Origin of the sequence: Rahnella sp. RFA10(1/100), assembly GCF_004195115.1 — a bacterium.
Classification (GTDB): domain Bacteria; phylum Pseudomonadota; class Gammaproteobacteria; order Enterobacterales; family Enterobacteriaceae; genus Rahnella; species Rahnella perminowiae.
In genome coordinates this window covers 139855-160656 of record NZ_SEWR01000006.1, presented here as the reverse complement: position 1 = coordinate 160656, position 20802 = coordinate 139855, and the positions used below count along the sequence as shown (strand labels likewise).

At 50.0% G+C, this 20802-nt stretch carries 8 protein-coding genes; 5 read left to right on the top strand and 3 right to left on the bottom strand.

What is annotated here, in order from left to right:
• Positions 1 to 73 precede the first annotated feature (73 nt).
• Positions 74 to 2776 (bottom strand): magnesium-translocating P-type ATPase, encoded by a 2703-nt coding sequence (mgtA, locus tag ETV65_RS18015; protein ID WP_129954407.1) that lies wholly within the window; start codon positions 2774 to 2776, stop codon positions 74 to 76.
• Positions 2777 to 3120: 344 nt separating this feature from the next.
• Between mgtA and treR the strand changes: the two genes are divergently transcribed.
• From treR to nrdG, 5 genes are all read left to right on the top strand, one after another.
• Complete coding sequence (gene treR / locus ETV65_RS18010) at positions 3121 to 4077, top strand: trehalose operon repressor TreR (protein ID WP_129954405.1); 957 nt, start codon at positions 3121 to 3123, stop codon at positions 4075 to 4077.
• Between the two features lie 127 nt (positions 4078 to 4204).
• Positions 4205 to 5623: a PTS trehalose transporter subunit IIBC gene (gene treB / locus ETV65_RS18005; protein WP_129954403.1), complete on the top strand. Its 1419-nt coding sequence runs from the start codon at positions 4205 to 4207 to the stop codon at positions 5621 to 5623.
• A 22-nt stretch (positions 5624 to 5645) separates the two neighbouring features.
• Positions 5646 to 7289: an alpha,alpha-phosphotrehalase gene (treC, locus tag ETV65_RS18000; protein WP_129954401.1), complete on the top strand. Its 1644-nt coding sequence runs from the start codon at positions 5646 to 5648 to the stop codon at positions 7287 to 7289.
• 343 nt (positions 7290 to 7632) lie between these two features.
• Positions 7633 to 9771: an anaerobic ribonucleoside-triphosphate reductase gene (gene nrdD / locus ETV65_RS17995; RefSeq protein ID WP_129954626.1), complete on the top strand. Its 2139-nt coding sequence runs from the start codon at positions 7633 to 7635 to the stop codon at positions 9769 to 9771.
• 4 nt (positions 9772 to 9775) lie between these two features.
• A complete protein-coding gene (nrdG, locus tag ETV65_RS17990; RefSeq protein ID WP_129954627.1) occupies positions 9776 to 10240 on the top strand; it encodes an anaerobic ribonucleoside-triphosphate reductase-activating protein in 465 nt (154 codons plus the stop codon).
• A 187-nt stretch (positions 10241 to 10427) separates the two neighbouring features.
• Here nrdG and ETV65_RS17985 read toward each other — a convergent pair whose 3' ends face one another.
• A complete protein-coding gene (locus ETV65_RS17985; protein WP_129954399.1) occupies positions 10428 to 19049 on the bottom strand; it encodes a hemagglutinin repeat-containing protein in 8622 nt (2873 codons plus the stop codon).
• Between the two features lie 22 nt (positions 19050 to 19071).
• The gene (locus ETV65_RS17980) at positions 19072 to 20802 is read right to left on the bottom strand and encodes a ShlB/FhaC/HecB family hemolysin secretion/activation protein (RefSeq protein ID WP_129954397.1); all 1731 of its coding nucleotides are present in this window, start codon (positions 20800 to 20802) and stop codon (positions 19072 to 19074) included.

Below are 20802 nucleotides of genomic sequence, written 5' to 3'. Positions count from 1 at the left end.
TCAAACTGATTAATGCAAAGCGCGGCCGCTTCACCGGTCGCGCTTTTTAGCATTCAGGATAGAATTTTAAAGATTACTGCCAGCCGTAACGGCGCACGAACCAGCCTTTCACGCACTGAGTCAGCACCATGTAGCCTGCCAGAATCGCGATCAGCCACGGGAAGTAGCTCAGCGGCAGTGCCTGCAATTGCAGGAATCCGGCCACCGGTGAGTAGATCAGTGCAATACCCGTGATCACCACCATCAGCGTCATGATGCACAGCGGCCAGGACGCACGGCTCTGAATGAACGGCACTTTACGTGTACGGATCATATGTACGATCAGCGTCTGCGACAGCAATCCTTCAATGAACCAGCCGGACTGGAACAACGTCTGCGCTTCAACAGTATTGGCTTTAAACACCCACCACATCAGGCTGAAGGTCAGGATATCGAATACGGAACTGATCGGCCCGAAGAACACCATAAAACGGCCGATATCTCCGGCATTCCAGCGCTGCGGTTTCGCCAGTTGTTCTTCATCGACGTTATCAAACGGGATCGCCACCTGAGACACATCGTAAATCAGGTTCTGAATGAGCAGATGCAGCGGCAGCATCGGCAGGAACGGCAGGAAGGCGCTGGCGACTAACACGCTGAATACGTTACCGAAGTTGGAACTGGCGGTCATTTTAATGTATTTCAACATGTTGGCGAACGTTCTGCGCCCTTCCGTCACGCCCTGCTCCAGCACCATCAGGCTTTTTTCCAGCAAAATGATATCAGCCGCCTCTTTGGCGATATCCACCGCCGAATCCACGGAAATACCGATATCCGCCGCACGCAGCGCCGGAGCATCGTTAATGCCGTCGCCCATAAATCCGACCACATGCCCTTCATCGCGCAGAACGCGCACAATGCGTTCTTTGTGCATTGGCGTCAGTTTGGCAAACACCGTGGTTTCCCGGGCCACATGCAGAAGCTGCACATCATCAAGCGCGTCAATGTCACTGCCGATGACCACTTTATCAGCCTGTAATCCGACATCCTTGCAAACTTTACGCGCCACCAGCGGATTATCGCCGGTGAGGATTTTCACCGTCACGCCTTTGCGTTGCAGTGCGTCCAGCGCGGGCGCGGTGCTCTCTTTTGGCGGATCGAGGAATGCGATGTAACCGGCCAGAATCAGGCTGGACTCATCGGTCACGCCATAGCCCTGCGTACGCGATGGCATCACTTTATGCGCCACCGCCACCACGCGCAGGCCCTGCTGATTGAGATCGTCAGTGATACGGCGGATGCGCGCCAGCAACACATCGGTCAGCGGCACAATCTCACCGTTGAGCTGCACCAGCGTACAAATCGACAGCATTTCTTCCAGTGCGCCTTTGCAGATCAGGCGATGATTCTGGTCATTTTCTGCGACGACAACAGACATCCGCCGGCGATCGAAATCGAACGGGATCTCATCCACTTTCAGTGAACTATGCCCCGGATGCGGATCGCCCGCATCCAGCACCGCCACATCCAGTAAGTTTTTCAAACCGGTCTGGTAATGGCTGTTCAGCCATGCCAGATGCAGTACCTCATCACTGGTCACGCCGAGCACGTCAGTGTGGCGCTCGAGCACGATTTTATCCTGCGTCAGTGTGCCGGTTTTATCGGTGCAAAGGATATCCATAGCACCGAAGTTCTGGATCGCATCCAGGCGTTTGACGATCACTTTCTGGCGTGACAGTTTTACCGCGCCTTTCGCCAGCGTTGACGTGACAATCATCGGCAGCATTTCCGGCGTCAGCCCGACCGCCACCGAGAGCGCAAACAGTGCGGCTTCCCACCAGTCACCTTTGGTGTAGCCGTTGATCAGCAGCACTACTGGCGTCATCACCATCATAAAGCGGATCAGCAGCCAGCTGACTTTGCTAATCCCCGCCTGAAATGCGTTCGGTTGTGTATCTTCCTGCACCACGCGTTCGGCAAGCTGACCGAACCAGGTTTTGCCGCCGGTGGCGATCACCATCGCAATCGCTGTGCCACTCACCACGTTGGTGCCCATAAAGCACAGGGTGCTCAGTTCAAGCGGATCAGAGGCAATCGGTTTTTTCTCACAGGCATGTTTTTCCACCGGCAGGGATTCCCCGGTGAGCGCCGCCTGGCTGATAAACAAATCCTTAGCAGACAGAATACGCAGATCAGCCGGGATCATATCGCCCGCAGAAAGCTTGATCAGATCCCCCGGCACCAGCTGGCTGATCGGGATCTCCACCGTTTCGTGCCGTCCGGTTTGCGCGTCACTGCGCAGCACGGTCGCGGTGTTGCTGACCATTGCTTTCAGCGCATCGGCGGCTTTATTGGAACGCGCTTCCTGGATGAAATGCATGAAAGTAGAAATAAACACCATCGCACCAATCACCAGCGCTGCCGTTAAATCGTCGGTGGCGTAAGATACCAGACCGAGTACGGTCAGCAGCAGGTTGAACGGATTGCGGTAGCAATGCCACAGATGCAGCCACCACGGCGACGGTTGCTGATCGCCGGTCTGATTCAGGCCGGAAACTTCGCGGATCGCATCGGCTTCGTGCGCAGTCAGCCCTTCCGGATGGCTGGCAAATTGCAGATACAACTGGTCTTCGGTCGCGCGGGCACAGGCCTGACAATGCGCAGACATAGCAGCAGGGATCGCCTGCGCCGCGCGGACAGACACGTTTTCCAGCATCGGATCGCGGCGGACTAAACGGCGCGGTAAATTACGGCTGAGCGCAGTGAACAGCCGGGAAGTGAAATTTTTGAACATCATTCGCACCTTTGTTGCGCCCACGGCGAAGCCGCCATGAGCATGGCAAAAGGGTTATTAAAAACAGGGCGAACGAAAAAACGTGCGCCACTGCCTGCCAGGTAAAGTCACGGCAAGCAGCAGCAAAAATGCGGGTGCTTACCGGATCACAACGGACCTACAGAATTGGGGTCGGGTTCCATGGGTTTTCACCTCCGGTAAGGAACGGTTTGGAAATTCATACGCATCGGGTATAAAAATCCGTTAGGGTAACGTCACGGGATGACGCGCACATCATCTCCGGCGAGCGCAGTATACGCCGGTTAACTACAACCAAATTTAAACCTGACCTTTATTCACCTTAAAACATGACCCAGCAAAATCGCCTGACCATTAATGATATTGCCCGCCTGAGCGGCGTCGGAAAATCCACGGTTTCCCGCGTTTTAAATAACGAAGGCAACGTCAGCCCGCAAACCCGTGAACGCGTATTACAGGTGATTGAGCAACAGCACTTCAGCCCGTCGAAATCAGCGCGGGCAATGCGCGGCTTCAGCGATAAAATTGTGGCAATCATCGTGTCGCGCCTCGATTCCCCTTCGGAAAACCTGGCAGTACGTGCCATGTTGCCGCTGTTTTATCAGCAGGGATTCGACCCGATTGTGCTGGAAAGTCAGTTCAGCGCAGAGCGCGTTAAAGAGCATTTGCAGGTACTGAAACAGCGCAATATCGACGGCGTGGTGCTGTTTGGTTTTACCGGACTTTCAGCACAAATGCTGATGCCATGGCAGGACAAAATGGTGATGCTGGCGCGCGAAGTACCGGGGCTGTCTTCGGTGTGTTATGACGATGCGGGCGCGGTGCAGCTGCTGATGCAAAAGTTGCTGGCGCAAAACATCCGGAAGATTGGCTTTATCGGTGTTTCGCCACAAGATACCACCACCGGTCAGCGTCGCAGCGCGGCCTTCCGGGCTTTCTGTAAAGAGCACGGCCTGACACCGCACATTGCACTGGGCGCACTGACTTATCAGAGCGGCTTCGATCTGATCCCCAAGTTGCTGGAAAATGACATTCAGGCAGTGGTATGCGCGTCCGACACCATCGCTATCGGCGCACAAAAATACCTGCAACAACAGCAAATCCGTGGCGTACAGGTGTGCGGGATAGGTAACAACCCTTTGCTGCATTTCCTCTTCCCTGAATCGTATTCCGTGGAACTCGGCTATGGCGCGGGCGGTGAAGCGGCGGCAAAACAATTGCTGGCGCAGCTCAGCGATGGCGCACATGTGCGGCAGCTGATTATCCCCGGAAAGCTCGCTTTCTGATCCGACGTTATACAGAAACTTTGTGATCGTCCCGGCAAAACCGGGAACGTTCCCAGACAAATTCCCACCGCCTTCGCTATGCTTGAACCGTACCCTACACACTCACGCAAAACACAGGCCACTTCCCATGAGCAAAGTTAAGCAACAGGATGTTGATCAGCTGATCGCCCTCGTTGGCGGCAGCGACAATATCGCGATGGTGACGCATTGCATTACACGTCTTCGTTTTGTCCTCAATGATCCGTCTAAAGCCGATCCGAAAGGCCTCGAAGCCCTGCCAATGGTTAAAGGCTGCTTCACCAATGCCGGGCAGTTCCAGGTGGTGATCGGGCCGGAAGTGGACGATTACTATAAAGTCCTGCTCGCCAGTACCGGTAAAAGTCAGGCAGGTAAAGAGCAGGCAAAAATCGCCGCCCGCCAGAACATGAGCTGGTTCGAACGCAGTATTTCTCACTTCGCCGAAATTTTCTTCCCGCTGTTGCCCGCGCTAATCAGTGGCGGTCTGATCCTCGGTTTCCGCAACGTTATCGGTGAAATTCCGATAAGCGACGGCCAGACGCTGGCGCAGATGCACCCGCTGTGGCAATCCATTTACGACTTCCTGTGGCTGCTTGGCGAAGCCGTGTTTATGTTCCTGCCGGTGGCGGTTTGCTGGTCGACGGTCAGAAAAATGGGCGGCACCGAGATCCTCGGCATCGTGCTCGGCATCACGCTGGTATCACCGCAACTGATGAACTCCTATAACCTCGGCCAGCAGATCCCTGATGTATGGAATTTTGGCTGGTTCACCATCGAAAAAGTCGGTTATCAGGCGCAGGTTATTCCTTCCGTTCTCGCAGGCATGGCGTTAGCCATCATCGAAAGTGGCCTGAAACGTATCGTGCCTAATTACCTGTACCTGGTGATTGTGCCGGTCAGCTCACTGCTGATTGCGGTATTCCTGGCGCACACGTTGATCGGGCCGTTTGGCCGCATGGTAGGTGACGGCGTGGCTTTCGCGGTGAAATTCATCATGACCGGCAGCCTTGCACCGATCGGTGCCGCGCTGTTTGGTTTCCTCTATGCACCACTGGTGATCACCGGCGTGCATCAGACCACCCTCGCCATCGACATGCAGATGGTGCAAAACACCGGCGGAACCCCGGTATGGCCGCTGATCGCCCTGTCCAATATTGCACAGGCGGCCGCCGTGGTGGGCGTGATTATCGTCAGCCGCAAACATAATGAACGCGAGATTTCCGTGCCCGCAGCGATATCCGCCTTCCTCGGCGTGACCGAACCGGCCATGTACGGGATCAACCTGAAATACCGCTTCCCGATGCTCTGCGCGATGATTGGCTCAGCCGGTGCCGGTCTGATTTGCGGGCTGTTCCACGTTACGGCCAACGGTATCGGCGTCGGCGGCTTACCGGGCATTTTGTCTATCAAGCTGCAGTTCTGGAGTATTTACGCCATGGCGATGCTGGTGGCGATTGTGGTGCCGATTATCCTGACCGTGCTGGTTTACCAGCGTAAAGCCCGCCGTGGTGAACTGGCTGTGGTGTAAGACCTTCAAGAAGGAAAAAGGAATGAACAGCGAATTGCCGTGGTGGAAAAACGGCGTGATTTACCAGATTTACCCCAAGAGTTTTCAGGACACCACGGGCAGCGGTACCGGTGATATCAACGGCATCACACAGCGTCTGGATTACCTGAAAACGCTGGGCGTTGATGCCCTGTGGCTGACGCCGATGTATCTGTCACCCCAGATTGATAATGGTTACGACGTCGCCGACTATTGTGAGATTGACCCGGCTTACGGCACGCTGGAGGATTTCGAGCGGCTGACTGCACAGGCGCATCAGCGCGGGATCCGCATCGTGATGGATATGGTGTTTAATCACACCTCGACGCATCACGAATGGTTCCGGCAGTCGCAGGATCCGGGCAGCCCGTTCCGGCCTTTTTATATCTGGCGTGACGGTGCAGCCGAAGGCGGGCCGCCGAATAACTGGCGCTCCAAATTCGGTGGCGGTGCCTGGCAGTGGCATGAAACCAGCGGTCAGTATTATCTGCATCTGTTCGCGGCCGAGCAGGCGGATCTCAACTGGGAGTATCCGCCTGTTCGCGGGGCGCTCAAAAAAGTCTGCCAGTTCTGGGCAGATAAGGGCGTCGACGGACTGCGGCTGGATGTTATCAATCTGGTGTCGAAACAGCAGGATTTCCCGTCCGATGACGCAGGCGATGGGCGGCGTTTTTACACCGACGGACCACGTATTCATGCATTCTTACAGGAGTTCAGCCGTGACGTATTTCAGCCACTCGGGCTGATGACGGTCGGCGAAATGTCTTCAACGAAGCTGGAACATTGCCGCCGCTACGCTGCCAATGACGGCAGTGAACTGTCGATGACCTTTAACTTCCATCATCTGAAAGTAGATTACCCGAACGGCGAAAAATGGACTGATGCGCCGCCTGATTTCGTACACCTCAAGCAGATTTTTCGCGAGTGGCAGCAAGGAATGCACGGGCACGCATGGAATGCGTTGTTCTGGTGTAATCACGATCAGCCGCGCATTGTGTCGCGTTTTGGTGATGAAGGCGCGCTGCGCAACACCTCGGCAAAAATGCTGGCGATGGTATTGCACGGCTTACAAGGCACGCCGTACATCTATCAGGGGGAGGAAATCGGCATGACCAATCCCGGCTTTAAACATCTTGAGCAATATCGCGATGTGGAAAGCCTGAATATGTTTGCTGAGCTGAAAACGGACGGACGCAATACTGAAGAATTGCTGCGCATCCTGGCACGGAAATCGCGGGATAACTCACGTACACCGATGCAGTGGACTGCCGGCGAACAGGCGGGATTTACCACCGGCACACCGTGGATTTCCGTCAGCCATAACGCGCAGAGTATTAATGCTGAGCTGGCACTGGCGGATAACGATTCCGTGTTTTATCTGTATCAGCAACTGATCCGATTGCGCAAATCCCTACCGGTGCTGACGGACGGCGATTATGAGGATTTACTGCCTGAACATCCGCAACTCTGGTGTTATACCCGCACGGCGAACGGAAAAACCCTGAGTGTGATGGCGAACCTGAGCGCACAGGAGCAGACGCTTGCGTTACCGGTATTTTGCGGCGAACAGGTGTTAAGTAATTACGCCACACCGGCGGTTTGCGACGTACTTCGTCCCTACGAATGTCGCTGGCAACTCGCCGGATAATCTGAAATTTCTGTTCTGCCGGGTCAGTCACATTCGTGTCTGGCCCGTTTATTTTTAATGCATCTCCTTATAAAACAATCCGCAAAATTCAGGCCAGAACTGACAGTTGGTCATCAATTCCTCCGCCAAAAAAATTCTTTGTTTCAGGTCAATAAAACGAGAATTATCACTCGCATGAATGCTACATATAGTGTGTATAGTACACACCCAACCCAATATATAGCGGTTTTCCGCAAATACCCCACAACCGGCCTGTAAGCCTTGTGGGGCGCGGGTTCCGCCCAATAGGAGTGTCATTGTGAAGGCAGACAGACTGGAAACCCTACCCGCAAAACCGACTACAATGCAGCCCATCGTGATTAAGCGGGATGGTTGTCAGGTCCCTTTCGATGAAGTTCTGATCAAACAAGCAGTGCAACGCGCTGCTGCTGCTGCCGGTATCGACAGCGTGGATTATTGCGCGCAGGTTGCCCGCGTGGTGGCGGAAAGTCTGCAAGATCAGGTTCGTGTAGATATCCACGAGATTCAGGATGCGGTCGAAAATCAGTTAATGGCAGGTCCGCATAAAAAGCTGGCACGCGCTTATATCGAATACCGCCATGACCGCGATGTGAAACGTGAAATGCGTGGCCGCCTGAATCAGGAAATCCGCGGTCTGGTTGAACAAAGCAATATGGCGCTGCTTAATGAAAACGCCAATAAAGACAGTAAAGTCATCCCGACCCAGCGCGATTTACTGGCCGGGATCGTGGCAAAACATTATGCCAAACAGCATATTTTACCGCGTGATGTCGTGCTGGCGCATGAACGTGGCGAGCTCCATTATCATGATCTCGATTATTCGCCGTTTTTCCCGATGTTTAACTGCATGCTTATCGATCTGAAAGGCATGCTGAATCATGGTTTCAAAATGGGCAATGCAGAAATTGATACGCCAAAATCAATTTCAACGGCCACCGCCGTCACCGCGCAGATTATTGCACAGGTCGCCAGCCACATTTATGGCGGCACCACCATTAACCGCATCGACGAAGTGCTGGCACCGTTTGTGACTGCCAGCTTCAATAAACATCGCCAGACCGCCGAAGAATGGCAGATTGCCGATGCCGAAGCGTTCGCCCGTAACCGGACTGAGAAAGAGTGCTATGACGCGTTCCAGTCGCTGGAATATGAAGTCAATACGCTGCATACCGCCAACGGTCAGACGCCGTTCGTCACCTTCGGTTTCGGTCTCGGAACCTCGTGGGAATCACGTCTGATCCAGCAATCCATTTTACGTAACCGTATTGCCGGTCTGGGCAAAAACCGCAAAACTGCCGTATTTCCGAAACTGGTGTTTGCGATCCGCGACGGCCTGAACCATAAAGCCGGTGATGCCAACTACGACATCAAGCAACTGGCACTGGAATGTGCCAGCAAACGCATGTATCCGGACATCCTCAATTACGATCAGGTGGTGAAAGTCACCGGATCCTTCAAAACCCCGATGGGCTGCCGCAGCTTCCTGGGTGTGTATGAAGAAAATGGCGAGATGATCCACGAGGGCCGCAATAATATCGGCGTGATCAGCCTGAACCTGCCGCGTATCGCGCTGGAAGCGAAACGCGACGAGGCGGCGTTCTGGACACTGCTTGACGAGCGTTTGCTGCTGGCGAAGAAAGCGCTGATGACCCGCATTGCACGTCTGGAAGGCATCAAAGCCCGGGTTGCGCCGATCCTGTACATGGAAGGCGCCTGTGGCGTGCGCCTGAAAGCCGACGACGATATTTCCGGCATTTTCAAAAATGGCCGGGCCTCGATTTCGCTCGGATACATTGGCGTGCATGAAACCATTAACGCGCTGTTCGGCGATCAAACCCACGTGTTCGATGACAGCCAGTTACGCGAAAAGGCCGTGGCGATTGTGGCCCGTCTGCAGGCGGCAACCGAAAGCTGGAAAGAGGAAACCGGCTACGGCTTCAGCCTTTACAGCACGCCGAGCGAAAATCTCTGTGACCGTTTCTGTCGTCTGGACAAAGCCGAATTCGGGCTGGTTGCTGGCGTTACCGACAAAGGTTACTACACCAACAGCTTCCATCTGGACGTCGAAAAGAAGGTCAATCCTTATGAAAAACTCGATTTCGAAGCGCCGTATCCGCCACTGAGCAACGGCGGTTTCATCTGCTATGGCGAATATCCTAACCTGCAACATAATCTGAAAGCGCTGGAAGACGTGTGGGATTATAGTTATACCCGCGTGCCTTATTACGGCACCAATACGCCGATCGATGAGTGCTACGACTGCGGTTATACCGGCGAATTCGAGTGCACCAGCAAAGGCTTCACTTGCCCGAAATGCGGCAACCATGAACCTTCCCGTGTCTCCGTCACCCGCCGCGTCTGCGGATATCTCGGCAGCCCGGATGCCCGTCCGTTTAACGCCGGCAAGCAGGAGGAAGTGAAGCGCCGGATTAAACATTTGGGTAATGGTCAGTTGGGTTAACGTGATGAATTTTCATCAGTATTATCCTGTCGATGTCGTGAACGGGCCCGGAACGCGCTGTGTGCTGTTCGTGTCCGGCTGTGTCCATGAATGCCGCGGGTGCTATAACAAAAGTACCTGGCGGCTGGATTCCGGCAAGCCGTTTACGCAGGCAGACGAAGACCGCATCATTACCGATCTGCAAAATACGGTGATCCCGCGTCAGGGTCTCACCCTTTCCGGCGGTGACCCGCTGCATCCGCAAAATCTCTCTGCAGTGCGCCAGTTGTTGTTGCGCGTACAGGCGGAGTGTCCGGACAAAGATGTGTGGATGTGGACGGGCTATACGCGGTGTGAACTGACCGCTGAACAACAGGACGTTGTGGCGCTGATTAATGTACTGGTCGACGGGAAATTTGTGCAGGAACTCAAAGACCCGTCACTTATCTGGCGCGGCAGCAGCAATCAGGTGATTCATTATCTGAGGTGATTATTAAGGCACTGCTTTTCGGCGGTGCCTTCTCTTTTTGTCGCATCATTTTATTCCTTAAGCTTCATCGCTCTCCCCTCTCCTTTTGGCATCCCCCGATCGCAGTATTTGCCAGACGACAGATGAAAAAAAAGTGCGCCTCATAGGAGACGCACTTCAGGGCTAATGGAGATTACTGTTTTATTACTTACGCGTTCTTCGTACCCCGCTGGTTGATTGGGGTATTACTCTCAGACCATTCAGTTTCCTGATAAGTATGCTCAGAAGCCATAACATGTTCAGGCATCAGTGATTGCCAGTTAGCAGCACCGTCTGGCAGTTGCACATCCTTACGGACTGGCTGGCCTTCATAATCCGTCCCGTTATTCTTATTGCCGTCACGCGGTGGATCATTTGGCGTGATGTTATTACTGTTAGACCCCGGGCTCAGTACAACAGGATCTGGCGTGGTGACAGTCCATTTCTTACCATTATACTCGCTTGGATCGGCCTTTTTAACGTCTGGCGTACTTTCAGTTGCCGGCGTTTTGGTCGATGTATCACGTGCTTTAGTGGAGCCGCTTTTTGGCAGACCCTCGAACTGCGATCCGTTTTTACCCGGACCCGATTTCGGTGGTTCAATCCAGGTCGTGTTGCCGGTTGCAGACCCTGGCGTCAGGACAACACGCTCAGGCGTTTTAACTTCCCACTTCTTGCCATTGTATTCGCTTGGACGTGGTTTTGGCGTATCAGTGTCATCTGGTTTCACCGTATCATCTGGTTTCACCGTGTCATCTGGTTTCACCGTGTCATCTGGTTTCACCGTGTCGTCTGGTTTCACCGTGTCGTCTGGTTTCACCGTGTCGTCTGGTTTCACCGTGTCATCTGGTTTCACCGTGTCGTCTGGTTTCACCGTATCGTCTGGTTTCACCGTATCGTCTGGTTTCACCGTGTCATCTGGTTTCACCGTGTCGTCTGGTTTCACCGTGTCATCTGGCGTTTTCACCGGAGTAAGATCTTCAACATCCGGTGTCGGTTCCGGTTTCGGCTGTGGCGTCGGCTCCGGTGTCGGTTCCGGTTTCGGCTGTGGCGTCGGCTCCGGTGTTGGTTCCGGTTTCGGCTGCGGTGTTGGTTCCGGCGTTGGTTCCGGTTTCGGCTGTGGTGTTGGTGTTGGTGTCACATCATCCGGTTTCGGCGTCGGACGTGGAGTAACGCCATCAGTGGTATCAGCTGGCTTCGGCTTCACCGTAGTAGGCGTATCCACATCATAGCTACCCGTCTTACTCGGACTCCAGCTGATGGTGGCAGCAATATCACTGCCCCATTCTTTCTCGTCTTTGACAACGTCAGAGATTTTCGTACCGTCAGTGTTGAGGTTGCCATTAATCTGGCCAGCCTTCGTATCACCCACATCGATCGTTGAATGCTGATTTTCCTGATAGTGGATCTCATCCGTGGTTTGCGCGTATATATTAGCACTGGTCCCCGTCTTCGTTACACCGCCGCCGCCGCCGCCATACGCACCATCCTGTTCAGTGGTATCAACAAGGTCCTGCGCATTGATATTGCCTGCAACATGAACGGTACCAGTATGGTCATCAGAGATCAGCTGACCGCCAGTCATATTCATATCACCACCGGTTTCCACGTTCAGCGGACCTGAAGTATGGATACCTGACTGTTTATTCGTCGTCGCGCTGTCAAGGAAATCAGATCCTCCGCCAGCATTCACAGATGCTGTAGGAATAGGGATGGTTCCCGTCTGTGTTGTGAACGCAGCCCCGATAGAAGCACCTGCATGCCAGCTTGAAGCATCATTGTCGACGGTGTCCTGAACGGAAACAATGTTCATATTCCCTGCGGCTTTCACATCTGCAGTTTTTGCCGTGATATCCGCTCCGATCAAATTAACGTCTTTGCCACTGATAATGGAAATATTGTCTGCCGCAATCGTTGTGTTGGTGTAACTCTTAGAACTGTTGTTCGTATGATTATTACCGCCGCTGGCATCCAGTGAGACCCCGGCACCTGCAGAATCGCGGTCAACCCCTGCACCGGCAGTGATGCCAATGCTGAAGTTCATGCCATCCTCTTTATAAGAGGTGGTTTGTTCAGCAGCGCGCATGTTGACATCGCCACCCGCATCAATCGCCACATCTTTGGCTTTCATATCAACCCCATTGAGCGTGGTATCGCCTTTGGTTTTGATATTGACTTTACCGGCATCAATGTGGGTAATATTTTCACTGGTCGAACTTGCTGAACCAGATGATTTATTGTAATCAATGCCGTATGTGGTATTGAGTGAAGCATAATCATTGAAGATTAAGTTGGTTACATCACCCGCCACCTGAGCACTTGTGGTTAAGGCATCAAAACCCACGTCCGGGTCGTTGACTGCATTGGCGATCATATTGGCATTTTTATCCGCGACATCCAGGAAGACACTGGACGTCGTTGATGTTATCCCCACAGAAAGCGCTTCATGACTGAACGTTTCCTCATGAGTATCAACATATTTGGTGGTCTTAAGTTCATCCGCCGTAATGTTTAACTCATCAGCGACTTTAAAATCGCCCCCCCCAATATCAACAGTTTTCGCCTCTAGGTTCAGGTCGTCGGCAAAATTGAAAGAAGCATTCTGGTTTGTTTTGGTATCAGATGTCGCCTCATCTGTAGATGAACGGAAGCCCACGAAGACTTCTGTTGCCGGAGCGACCGCAGATTTACCTGGGTTTTTCGCCCCACCATTATCTGAACCATAATCAAATTCATACTCGCCCTGTGACGTACTGCCACTGCCGCCATCACGCGCGCTATATTCACCTGATGCGGAATAACCCACTGCATTAGCATTCCCGGTGAGCGTAAACTCACGAGCTTCAACCACAGATTCTGTATGTTCATAATCCTGTGTGGCCTGTATATCGACATCGCCCGCCGCAGTGATGTTGCCGGATGTACCGGAATATTCACCGCCTTTCATCACAACATCTTTAGCAGAGTCGATATTTAATTTACCGCCGGCAGCCACTTTGCTTTCAATAGCGGTGGCGGTGGTGGTTTCAGTTTCAGTATGGGTAAAGTTAAGTGCGTTCTTTTTATCTAAATCATTCGTGTATTCGGCCGATATTTCGTGCATCTCATTGAAGGTAATATCGCCTTCAGTGGACGTCATATTAATATCGTTACCGGCTTCAAAGGTAGCTGCATTAGATGTAATATCTTTGGCTTTCATATCAATGTCGCCGCCCGCAGAGATGGCGTCATCATAAGTATGAACCTGCTGCTTACCTTCTTCATCACGACCCACGCTGGCGGTAATTTCAATGCTGCCATTTTCAGCAGACATATTAATATCATCGCCCGCTTTAATATAAGCGCCATCGTTGTTAATAGACCCGTCAGTTGTGGTCAGATCAACATTATTACCGGCAGAAATACCACCATTAGCCCCGTTACTCGTATTATTAATGTCCCCTTCTGAAGTAATGTTGACATCATTCCCTGCAGAAATAACGGCATTATTATTATTCACCTGGGTTGCATCAATATTGACGTCACCTTCAGCATGAATAACTGCAGAACCGGAGGATTCTTTTGCACCGGTAGACATTGCGTCAAGGGTCGCGTTGGACAGATAGACAAAGGGTACTAATACTTGTTCACCATCAATGGTTTGGTTTACAAACCAAACAATATCTTTATCCAGCTTACCGCGCTGTTCTTCAGTCAGTGGTTCACCCACGACCAGACCGAGATCTTCCGTATGTGTATTGGATGGTGGAGTTTCTGCAACATCCTGATTAAGGGTTTGCCCAGGAAGGTTATCAGACGCCTCATATCCTACCGGGATATCGGTGCTCCTCATAGAGTATGAGTTTTCCGGAGTGACTTCTGTATCAACCACATCCTGATTAAGCGTTTGACCTGACAGAATATCAGACGCCTCATTTTCTACCTGGACACCGTTGTTGACCACATAGTTGGCGTTATCCATTAACATCTGAACCATGTCAACACCATCGACACCATCACGCACCGCGAAATAGGAGCCAACAGAATCATTAACCTGGCGACGGATCAGTTCCGAGATGTAATAGTTATCACCAATAACATATACCGGCTCATCAGGTACATAACCGACCTGTTCAAAGAAATAGTCCGAACCATAGTATTGGCTCTGGTCAATCATTTCAAAGCGCGTTTCGAAGACAGGCGTAACAGTATTTGATGGACCATCCTTGAGTGAAGGTTCACTGGTATTACGCTGGTTCCATTCAGGCGAATAAGGGAACATCGCAGGCATTTTACTCATCGCATCGATGGTGCTCATTGGCGAAATACCGGCGCGATATTCTTCAATATCTTTAAGGTTAATCAGAACCTCGGTGCTGCCACCAATCGGGGCAATCTCCTGATCCCCCACTTTTTCAACATTTACAGAATCCGACGTACCCGTTTCAATCGCAAAATCACCAATACCGTTATTCAGTTCACCACCGTTATGGGTGAAAGTCCCCAGCGTGACAATGCTGCCCGTGTCATTAGGCAGGAAGTAAAAACCTTTTGCCTTCAGTGCTTCATCATCAGATTGACTGATATTTTCCCAGTCACTTCTTAACGTATTCAGATCTTTGGTAATCCAGCTCTCACCAAACATCATGATCATCAAGGAATTCAGTTGCGGAGATGCAGTTGATTTTTCACCGCCACCAGCAGCCTTACGCACTGATTTCAAGAAATCATCTTTCTCGAGTTCTGCAGTACGGATGAACATCTTGGACATCACGTCATCAGTGAGAGTATACCCATTAATGGATGTCGGATTACCATCGCCAAACAACCAGTCCATGAAGGAATAAACAGTATCGAATGTTGCTTTATCCCCACCACTGGCAACAGTTTTCCAGTAATACTCAATCTCAATCGGTTTTTCTAAAGGCGTGGTAACATATTCATACAATGATGCTTGTGTATATCGAGGTTTGTTGGTCAGATTACCCGTAATGGTCATATCACCGACCGACTGGATCATACCTCCTTCATTGAGCACTTCTAAAGGATTCTCAGCCGTATTTTCAAAAATACCGCGCTGATTGATGTCGATCTTACCGCCCGATGAAATCTCCGCTTTGGTTGTTACCGTAAGATCGGAAGATAATACCGGCAGATAAGTTTCTACTCTCCAGGAAACATAGGTCGCAACTTTAGAGTAATCCTCAATAAAGCCTTCCCCCTCCTGCAGGGCACCTGTTTGCCAGCCACCACCGCTGTATTCGCTGAGGTTGCTCAGGCTTTGGGCATCCAGCGCCATATCACCTTCTGAGCGAATGATACCCGCATCATTGATGATATCGTGGGCGATAATACTCATATTGCCCACGCTCAGGACATTACCGTATTTTTGATTGTGGAACGTGCCTTCCCGTGCATCAATATTGACATCACCGAACGCCCAGATAAGGCTGCTCATGCCAGCAACAGGGTTGCCTTCACTATCCGTACCCGGCTCATTATAAGCATTGGTAATATTCTTACCTTTCAGCGTAATATCCTGATTACTGACAATCGCAAAATAGTTAGTAATATCTTTTCCGGCGTCCAGAATAATATCACCCATACTTTCGAGCGAACCACGAACCACAATGTTCCCGTCAGAATGAATAGATAATTCCTGCGTGGTCAGAAGATCCCCCGCCGCCTCATCGAACACATAATCCTTCGCCATATCAAGAGATAATCTATCATTACCTCTGACAGTACCATCCTGATTCACAAAATCATTTTTAATTCTAAGATCAGCGGTGCTGAAGCCTTCAATGTTACCAGAGGTATTATTCAGATCATTAACGTCTACAAGAACATTTGTCGCATTAATTTCGCTGTTATTCACCAAAGTATTTGCATGAATATCAATATTTCCGTCAGAAACCAGATTGGCATTAAATACAGTCGGGTTATCGTATTCATCAATGCCAGAGGACGATAAGTTTTCAAGTATATTCGTGATGTTGAGAACAATATCACCATAACTTTGAATATTACCGGCCAGGTTCGTGAGATTAGCGGCATTGATAGTCAACGCATCTTCTGACTGGATGAGCGCCGCGTTATTGATCAGCGTACCAATGGAATTGAGCACTAATTCCAGACCCGCAGATAGGGTTGCGCTCTCGGTATTGGATAAGCTGGTGATATTCGCCATCGTCAGATTATCAAGCGCAGCAATCAGGGAAGATTCACCTGAGTTCAGCAACGTAAGCACATTCTCAATGGACAGATTGCTATTGGACTGGATAGTCCCCGCATTCTCCAGACTTTCTGCATTCGAGATATTCAGCGCAGTTTCACTGATTATCTGACCCGAAGCATCATTATGAATATTTTTTACAGTATCAATATTCATCACATCTTGTGAAATGAGAGAAGAACCCTCTGTATTTTCCAAAGAAGTGACAGAATTGATCAACAATGCCGCAGAGGCCTGAATGGTTGACACCGCAGTATTGAGTAAATTTTCAACATGGTTGATGTCCAGAATGCCACCGGAACTTATCAGACCATTCACGTTACTCACATCAGAGACGTTGCTTATGGTGATATCGCCATCAGACTGAAGAGACGATTTATTGTTATTCAGGGTATTAACATCCGTGATCTGAAGGTTACTGCTACCTTCAATAACGGAGTCCTGGGTGTTGTTGATATTTTGAACATGGCTTAATAATACAGAGTCAGCCTTAATCAGAGAATCATCATTAAAGATATTATTGATATTGGAAAGCTCAATGGCATTATTGGCAATGAACGTCCCGTTTGCTGTGTTACTGATAGTATCAATATCACTTACGCGAATATTACCGCCCTGTACCCAACCCGCCTCATTGAATACAGAAAGTTCATGATCAGCCAGGTTACTGTGAATTAACAGGTCCTGCTCGGCAATGATTTCTGCCGCTTCACCACTATTTTTCAATTCTTTCGTTAACGTAAGATCAGCCACTGTACCTGCAGTGACTTGGCCGCTGTTATGCATTGAATCAGAATTGATATGCAGGGAACCACTGGTATCTATACTGCCATCATTGACAAAAATGGCACTTTTATCGGCCTGATTTTTTTGATTGATGGTGATATTTTTCGCAGCCATGCTGCCGCTGTTATTGGCTGTCGTACCATTAACATTAAGCTGCATATCGCCGTCAGTTGAACTCATCTTACCGCTGTTGATGAATGAGTCAGTTGTCGCATCAATGGTATTCTGCGCATACAACCCACCGGTATTTTCTAATGAGCCGGTATTAATCAACTGACTGTCAGTAAAGATAATCCCTTTGTTTTTAAATGCGCGGGTATTGATGGTCAGTTTACCCGATGCGTTGATCATACCGTTGTTTTCGACCAGCTCATCAATGTTTAATACCAATGCGCCTTTCTGAGCAACGATGCCCCCGTTATTATTTTTGGCAGATTTGGCATTGATGACAACATCACCACTATTACTCACAACCTGGGCATTGGAGGCAACGCTGGCCTCGATGACCTGGCCATCGCGGCGCACCACATAGTCGCCATTTTCCAGAGAAACCACCGCCCCTGGTATAGTCTGGCCGGACTGATCAACCGCATACAGCGAGCCGACGATCTGGTATTCATTCGCAACGTTGATCTGGATTGATGGCACATTGACAGAGGCAGTCTGACCATTTTTTGCCATTAATGTGGCGGCATTTTGCAGCATTGAACTGGCATCAATAATGATCCGGCCCTGCTGCGAGATAGCATCAGCACCGATATCCACATGGCCCAGCGCATTGATCATCAGATCCCATTGGCTGTCGATGCCACCTTGCCCCGCTGAGTTTTTCTGAATGCTGACATTATTACCGGCAAGCGCGACGCTACCCTGATCGCTTTTCAACCCCGATAACCGCAGATCACCGTTCGCCGAAATTTCGATGCTTTGATTGCCAATGATACTGCCCTCGTGACGCACACCTGCGCCACTTTCGGTACTGATCAGTTGGATACGGCCACCATACATTGAGCCTAATGCACTACCATCAATAGAGACTTCGGGGCGGTCGCTGGCATTGGCATCACGAACGGTATGCGTACGGGACTGAATGTCATAGTCATTCAGACCTGTTACCATTTTAATATCAGCCTGGCCGGCAATTTCACCTTCCAGTACGGCTGAACGGCTGATGATATCAAAGTAACCCAACCCTTCGGTTGAAATCCCTTGCCCCTCAATATTGATCGTCCCTTTCTCGACGCTCAGTTGGATGCGGCCATCAGCCTGCGGATTAATTTTACCCGTCGTTAAGGTCAGGTTATTGGCATTAACCGTTGATACACCATTAACGGAAATACCATTTTGGTTAGCAATAATGACATCAGCTTTTTTACCAAAAACCTCCATCGCACCATTAATCTGCGTTCCCTTCGTCCCGGTAACTTCAGAAATAATGGCATTTGCCTCATTATTCAACTGATCATTCTTAATAACAAAGCCGCCAATCTTACTGGTGCCATCGGTTGTACTATTGTTAAAAATGACCCCTTCCTGATTAACGTTAAATTCAGTAAATTTATTATGAGAAATACCGCTTGCATTGGGATCAACAATGTTAATAACGGGTGTGCCATTGGCACTTTGGTTCATCGTGGGTGCACTATGGTCACGACTATCAGGAATAATTGCCCCTGCATCGGCAAAGCTTGAAAAAATGCCAGCCATTGCCAGGTATAATGGCTTCAATTTTATCACTCTTTTTGAGTGACCTTTTTTACTATGATTATTCATAACATCCTCTGTTTTCATAGGTAATTACTGGTGTTGTTCATTAAAACGAAACTGACGCATTATAATAAATTGCTTCTTCTGACATGCCGGTATGTCTTAATGAGGTTGGTTCTGTTAACGGGCGGCTATAAGTCAATGCACTATTGAAATGAGTGGCATTAAATTTCAAACCTATTGCCGCGCCGGTCATGTATTCTGCATGGCACAAAGAGACATCTTGGGAACAATTATCTTTTACCACGGCCAAATCATAACCAATGAACGGTGAAACCTGATTGATGCCGTATTTAAATACACTGATTGGGAATTTGAAAGTATTGGAAATGTAGGCAGCGCTGTTTACAGACATATAACTATCTTTATAGCCCCGGACGGTATATTCATCGCCTACGCTCATATTTTCATCGCTGACCAGAATATCATCTGTATACTGGAAACCAGAACCCAGTTCATACTCAACGCCAACACGCCCGGCCTGATACAGATTCTTTGACCAACTGAGCAAACCGTTGTATTTCACGGCATCGATGTCGAACCCCGTTAAATCAGGGTCGTTTTTCCAGGCAGCACCAAACCATGGCACACCAAAGGTCGTACTCAGATCAGCGTAAAGTGATCCATCAAACATCGTGCCGACCCGGGTTAACCCCAGTGTCACATTCGAGAAACGCTTACTGCTCACATCAATTTGTGAGCCTTCGATGCGGTTGTTACTGTCATTAGTTTCTACTTTGGCATAAGCACTGGTTTTACCCTGTGCATTACGGAAAAGCATCCGGCTGACTTTCAGCGACAAACGATCGGATGAACCGTCGGAACCGTAACCACCGAAATCTCCCCCAATGGTTTTGTCATAACTTGAATGATAATACTGTGTATCAAATGCCCAATATCCCAACGGGATACTGTAGTTCAGAGACCAGGACTTCTGATTATCATTATTATTATTCAGATCATTGAATGAGGTATAATAGTTAAGTACATCATTAAAACCGACCAGATTATTCGCACTGAGGCTGGCAAAATATTGACTCCAGCCATCTCTTTCTGTGCCTGAGTTATTGGTCCCCAGGCTACCTGAAAACATCTGAACATCGCTGTTCTGTAAATCCAGGGTGGAATAGCCATTTTTATCTGACGGGACAATAATGAGTTTGCTGCCCCCGGAGACGCGCAGGAGGTTATCCAGCCCCTGGTCTACGTCAGACATATTCAGCACGTCATTTTTGGCAAACGGGATTGCACTGAACAGACGGGTCGATTGGCGAAAATTTGGGTTTTTCCCCTCAACGCTAAAACCATCAATTTTGCCCCACAACACTTTAAGTGTCAGAACGCCGCTTTTCAGGCTACTTTCCTGAATAGTCACGGTGGTGGTTGTGTAGCCTTTACCCACATAAAAATTAGTCAGATCTTTAACGAGCGAAATAATCTCATACTGGCCCATTTTCTTATGATTATAGGCATCAATAATTTTCTGACGCTGTGGGGAGTCAGCAAACTCCTCATCACCCGACACCGTAATTTCATTAATATCAAATTTATACCCTGGCCCGGCTTTCGCAAAGCTATCAGGCAACTGTTCGCTATTCTTCTCAGCATTGATAATTTCTGCTTCGCGGCTTTTTTCCTGCTCAATATTCATTTGCGTCTGGCGACGTTCTAACTGGTCAAGATCACGATTTGAGTTCATTGGCGTCAATACAGCGGCCTGCCCAGAAAGTGAAACCACAAGTAAGCCAGCGCCCAACGCGCTGTATTTCCTATACAT

What these genes read in the sequence shown, in the direction of transcription:
- treB (WP_129954403.1), top strand. Translation starts at nt 4,205, where the DNA reads ATGAGCAAAGTTAAGCAACAGGATGTTGATCAGCTGATCGCCCTCGTT.
- nrdG (WP_129954627.1), top strand. Translation starts at nt 9,776, where the DNA reads ATGAATTTTCATCAGTATTATCCTGTCGATGTCGTGAACGGGCCCGGA.
- nrdD (WP_129954626.1), top strand. Translation starts at nt 7,633, where the DNA reads ATGCAGCCCATCGTGATTAAGCGGGATGGTTGTCAGGTCCCTTTCGAT.
- ETV65_RS17985 (WP_129954399.1), bottom strand. Translation starts at nt 19,049, where the DNA reads ATGAAAACAGAGGATGTTATGAATAATCATAGTAAAAAAGGTCACTCA.
- treR (WP_129954405.1), top strand. Translation starts at nt 3,121, where the DNA reads ATGACCCAGCAAAATCGCCTGACCATTAATGATATTGCCCGCCTGAGC.
- mgtA (WP_129954407.1), bottom strand. Translation starts at nt 2,776, where the DNA reads ATGATGTTCAAAAATTTCACTTCCCGGCTGTTCACTGCGCTCAGCCGT.
- ETV65_RS17980 (WP_129954397.1), bottom strand. Translation starts at nt 20,802, where the DNA reads ATGTATAGGAAATACAGCGCGTTGGGCGCTGGCTTACTTGTGGTTTCA.
- treC (WP_129954401.1), top strand. Translation starts at nt 5,646, where the DNA reads ATGAACAGCGAATTGCCGTGGTGGAAAAACGGCGTGATTTACCAGATT.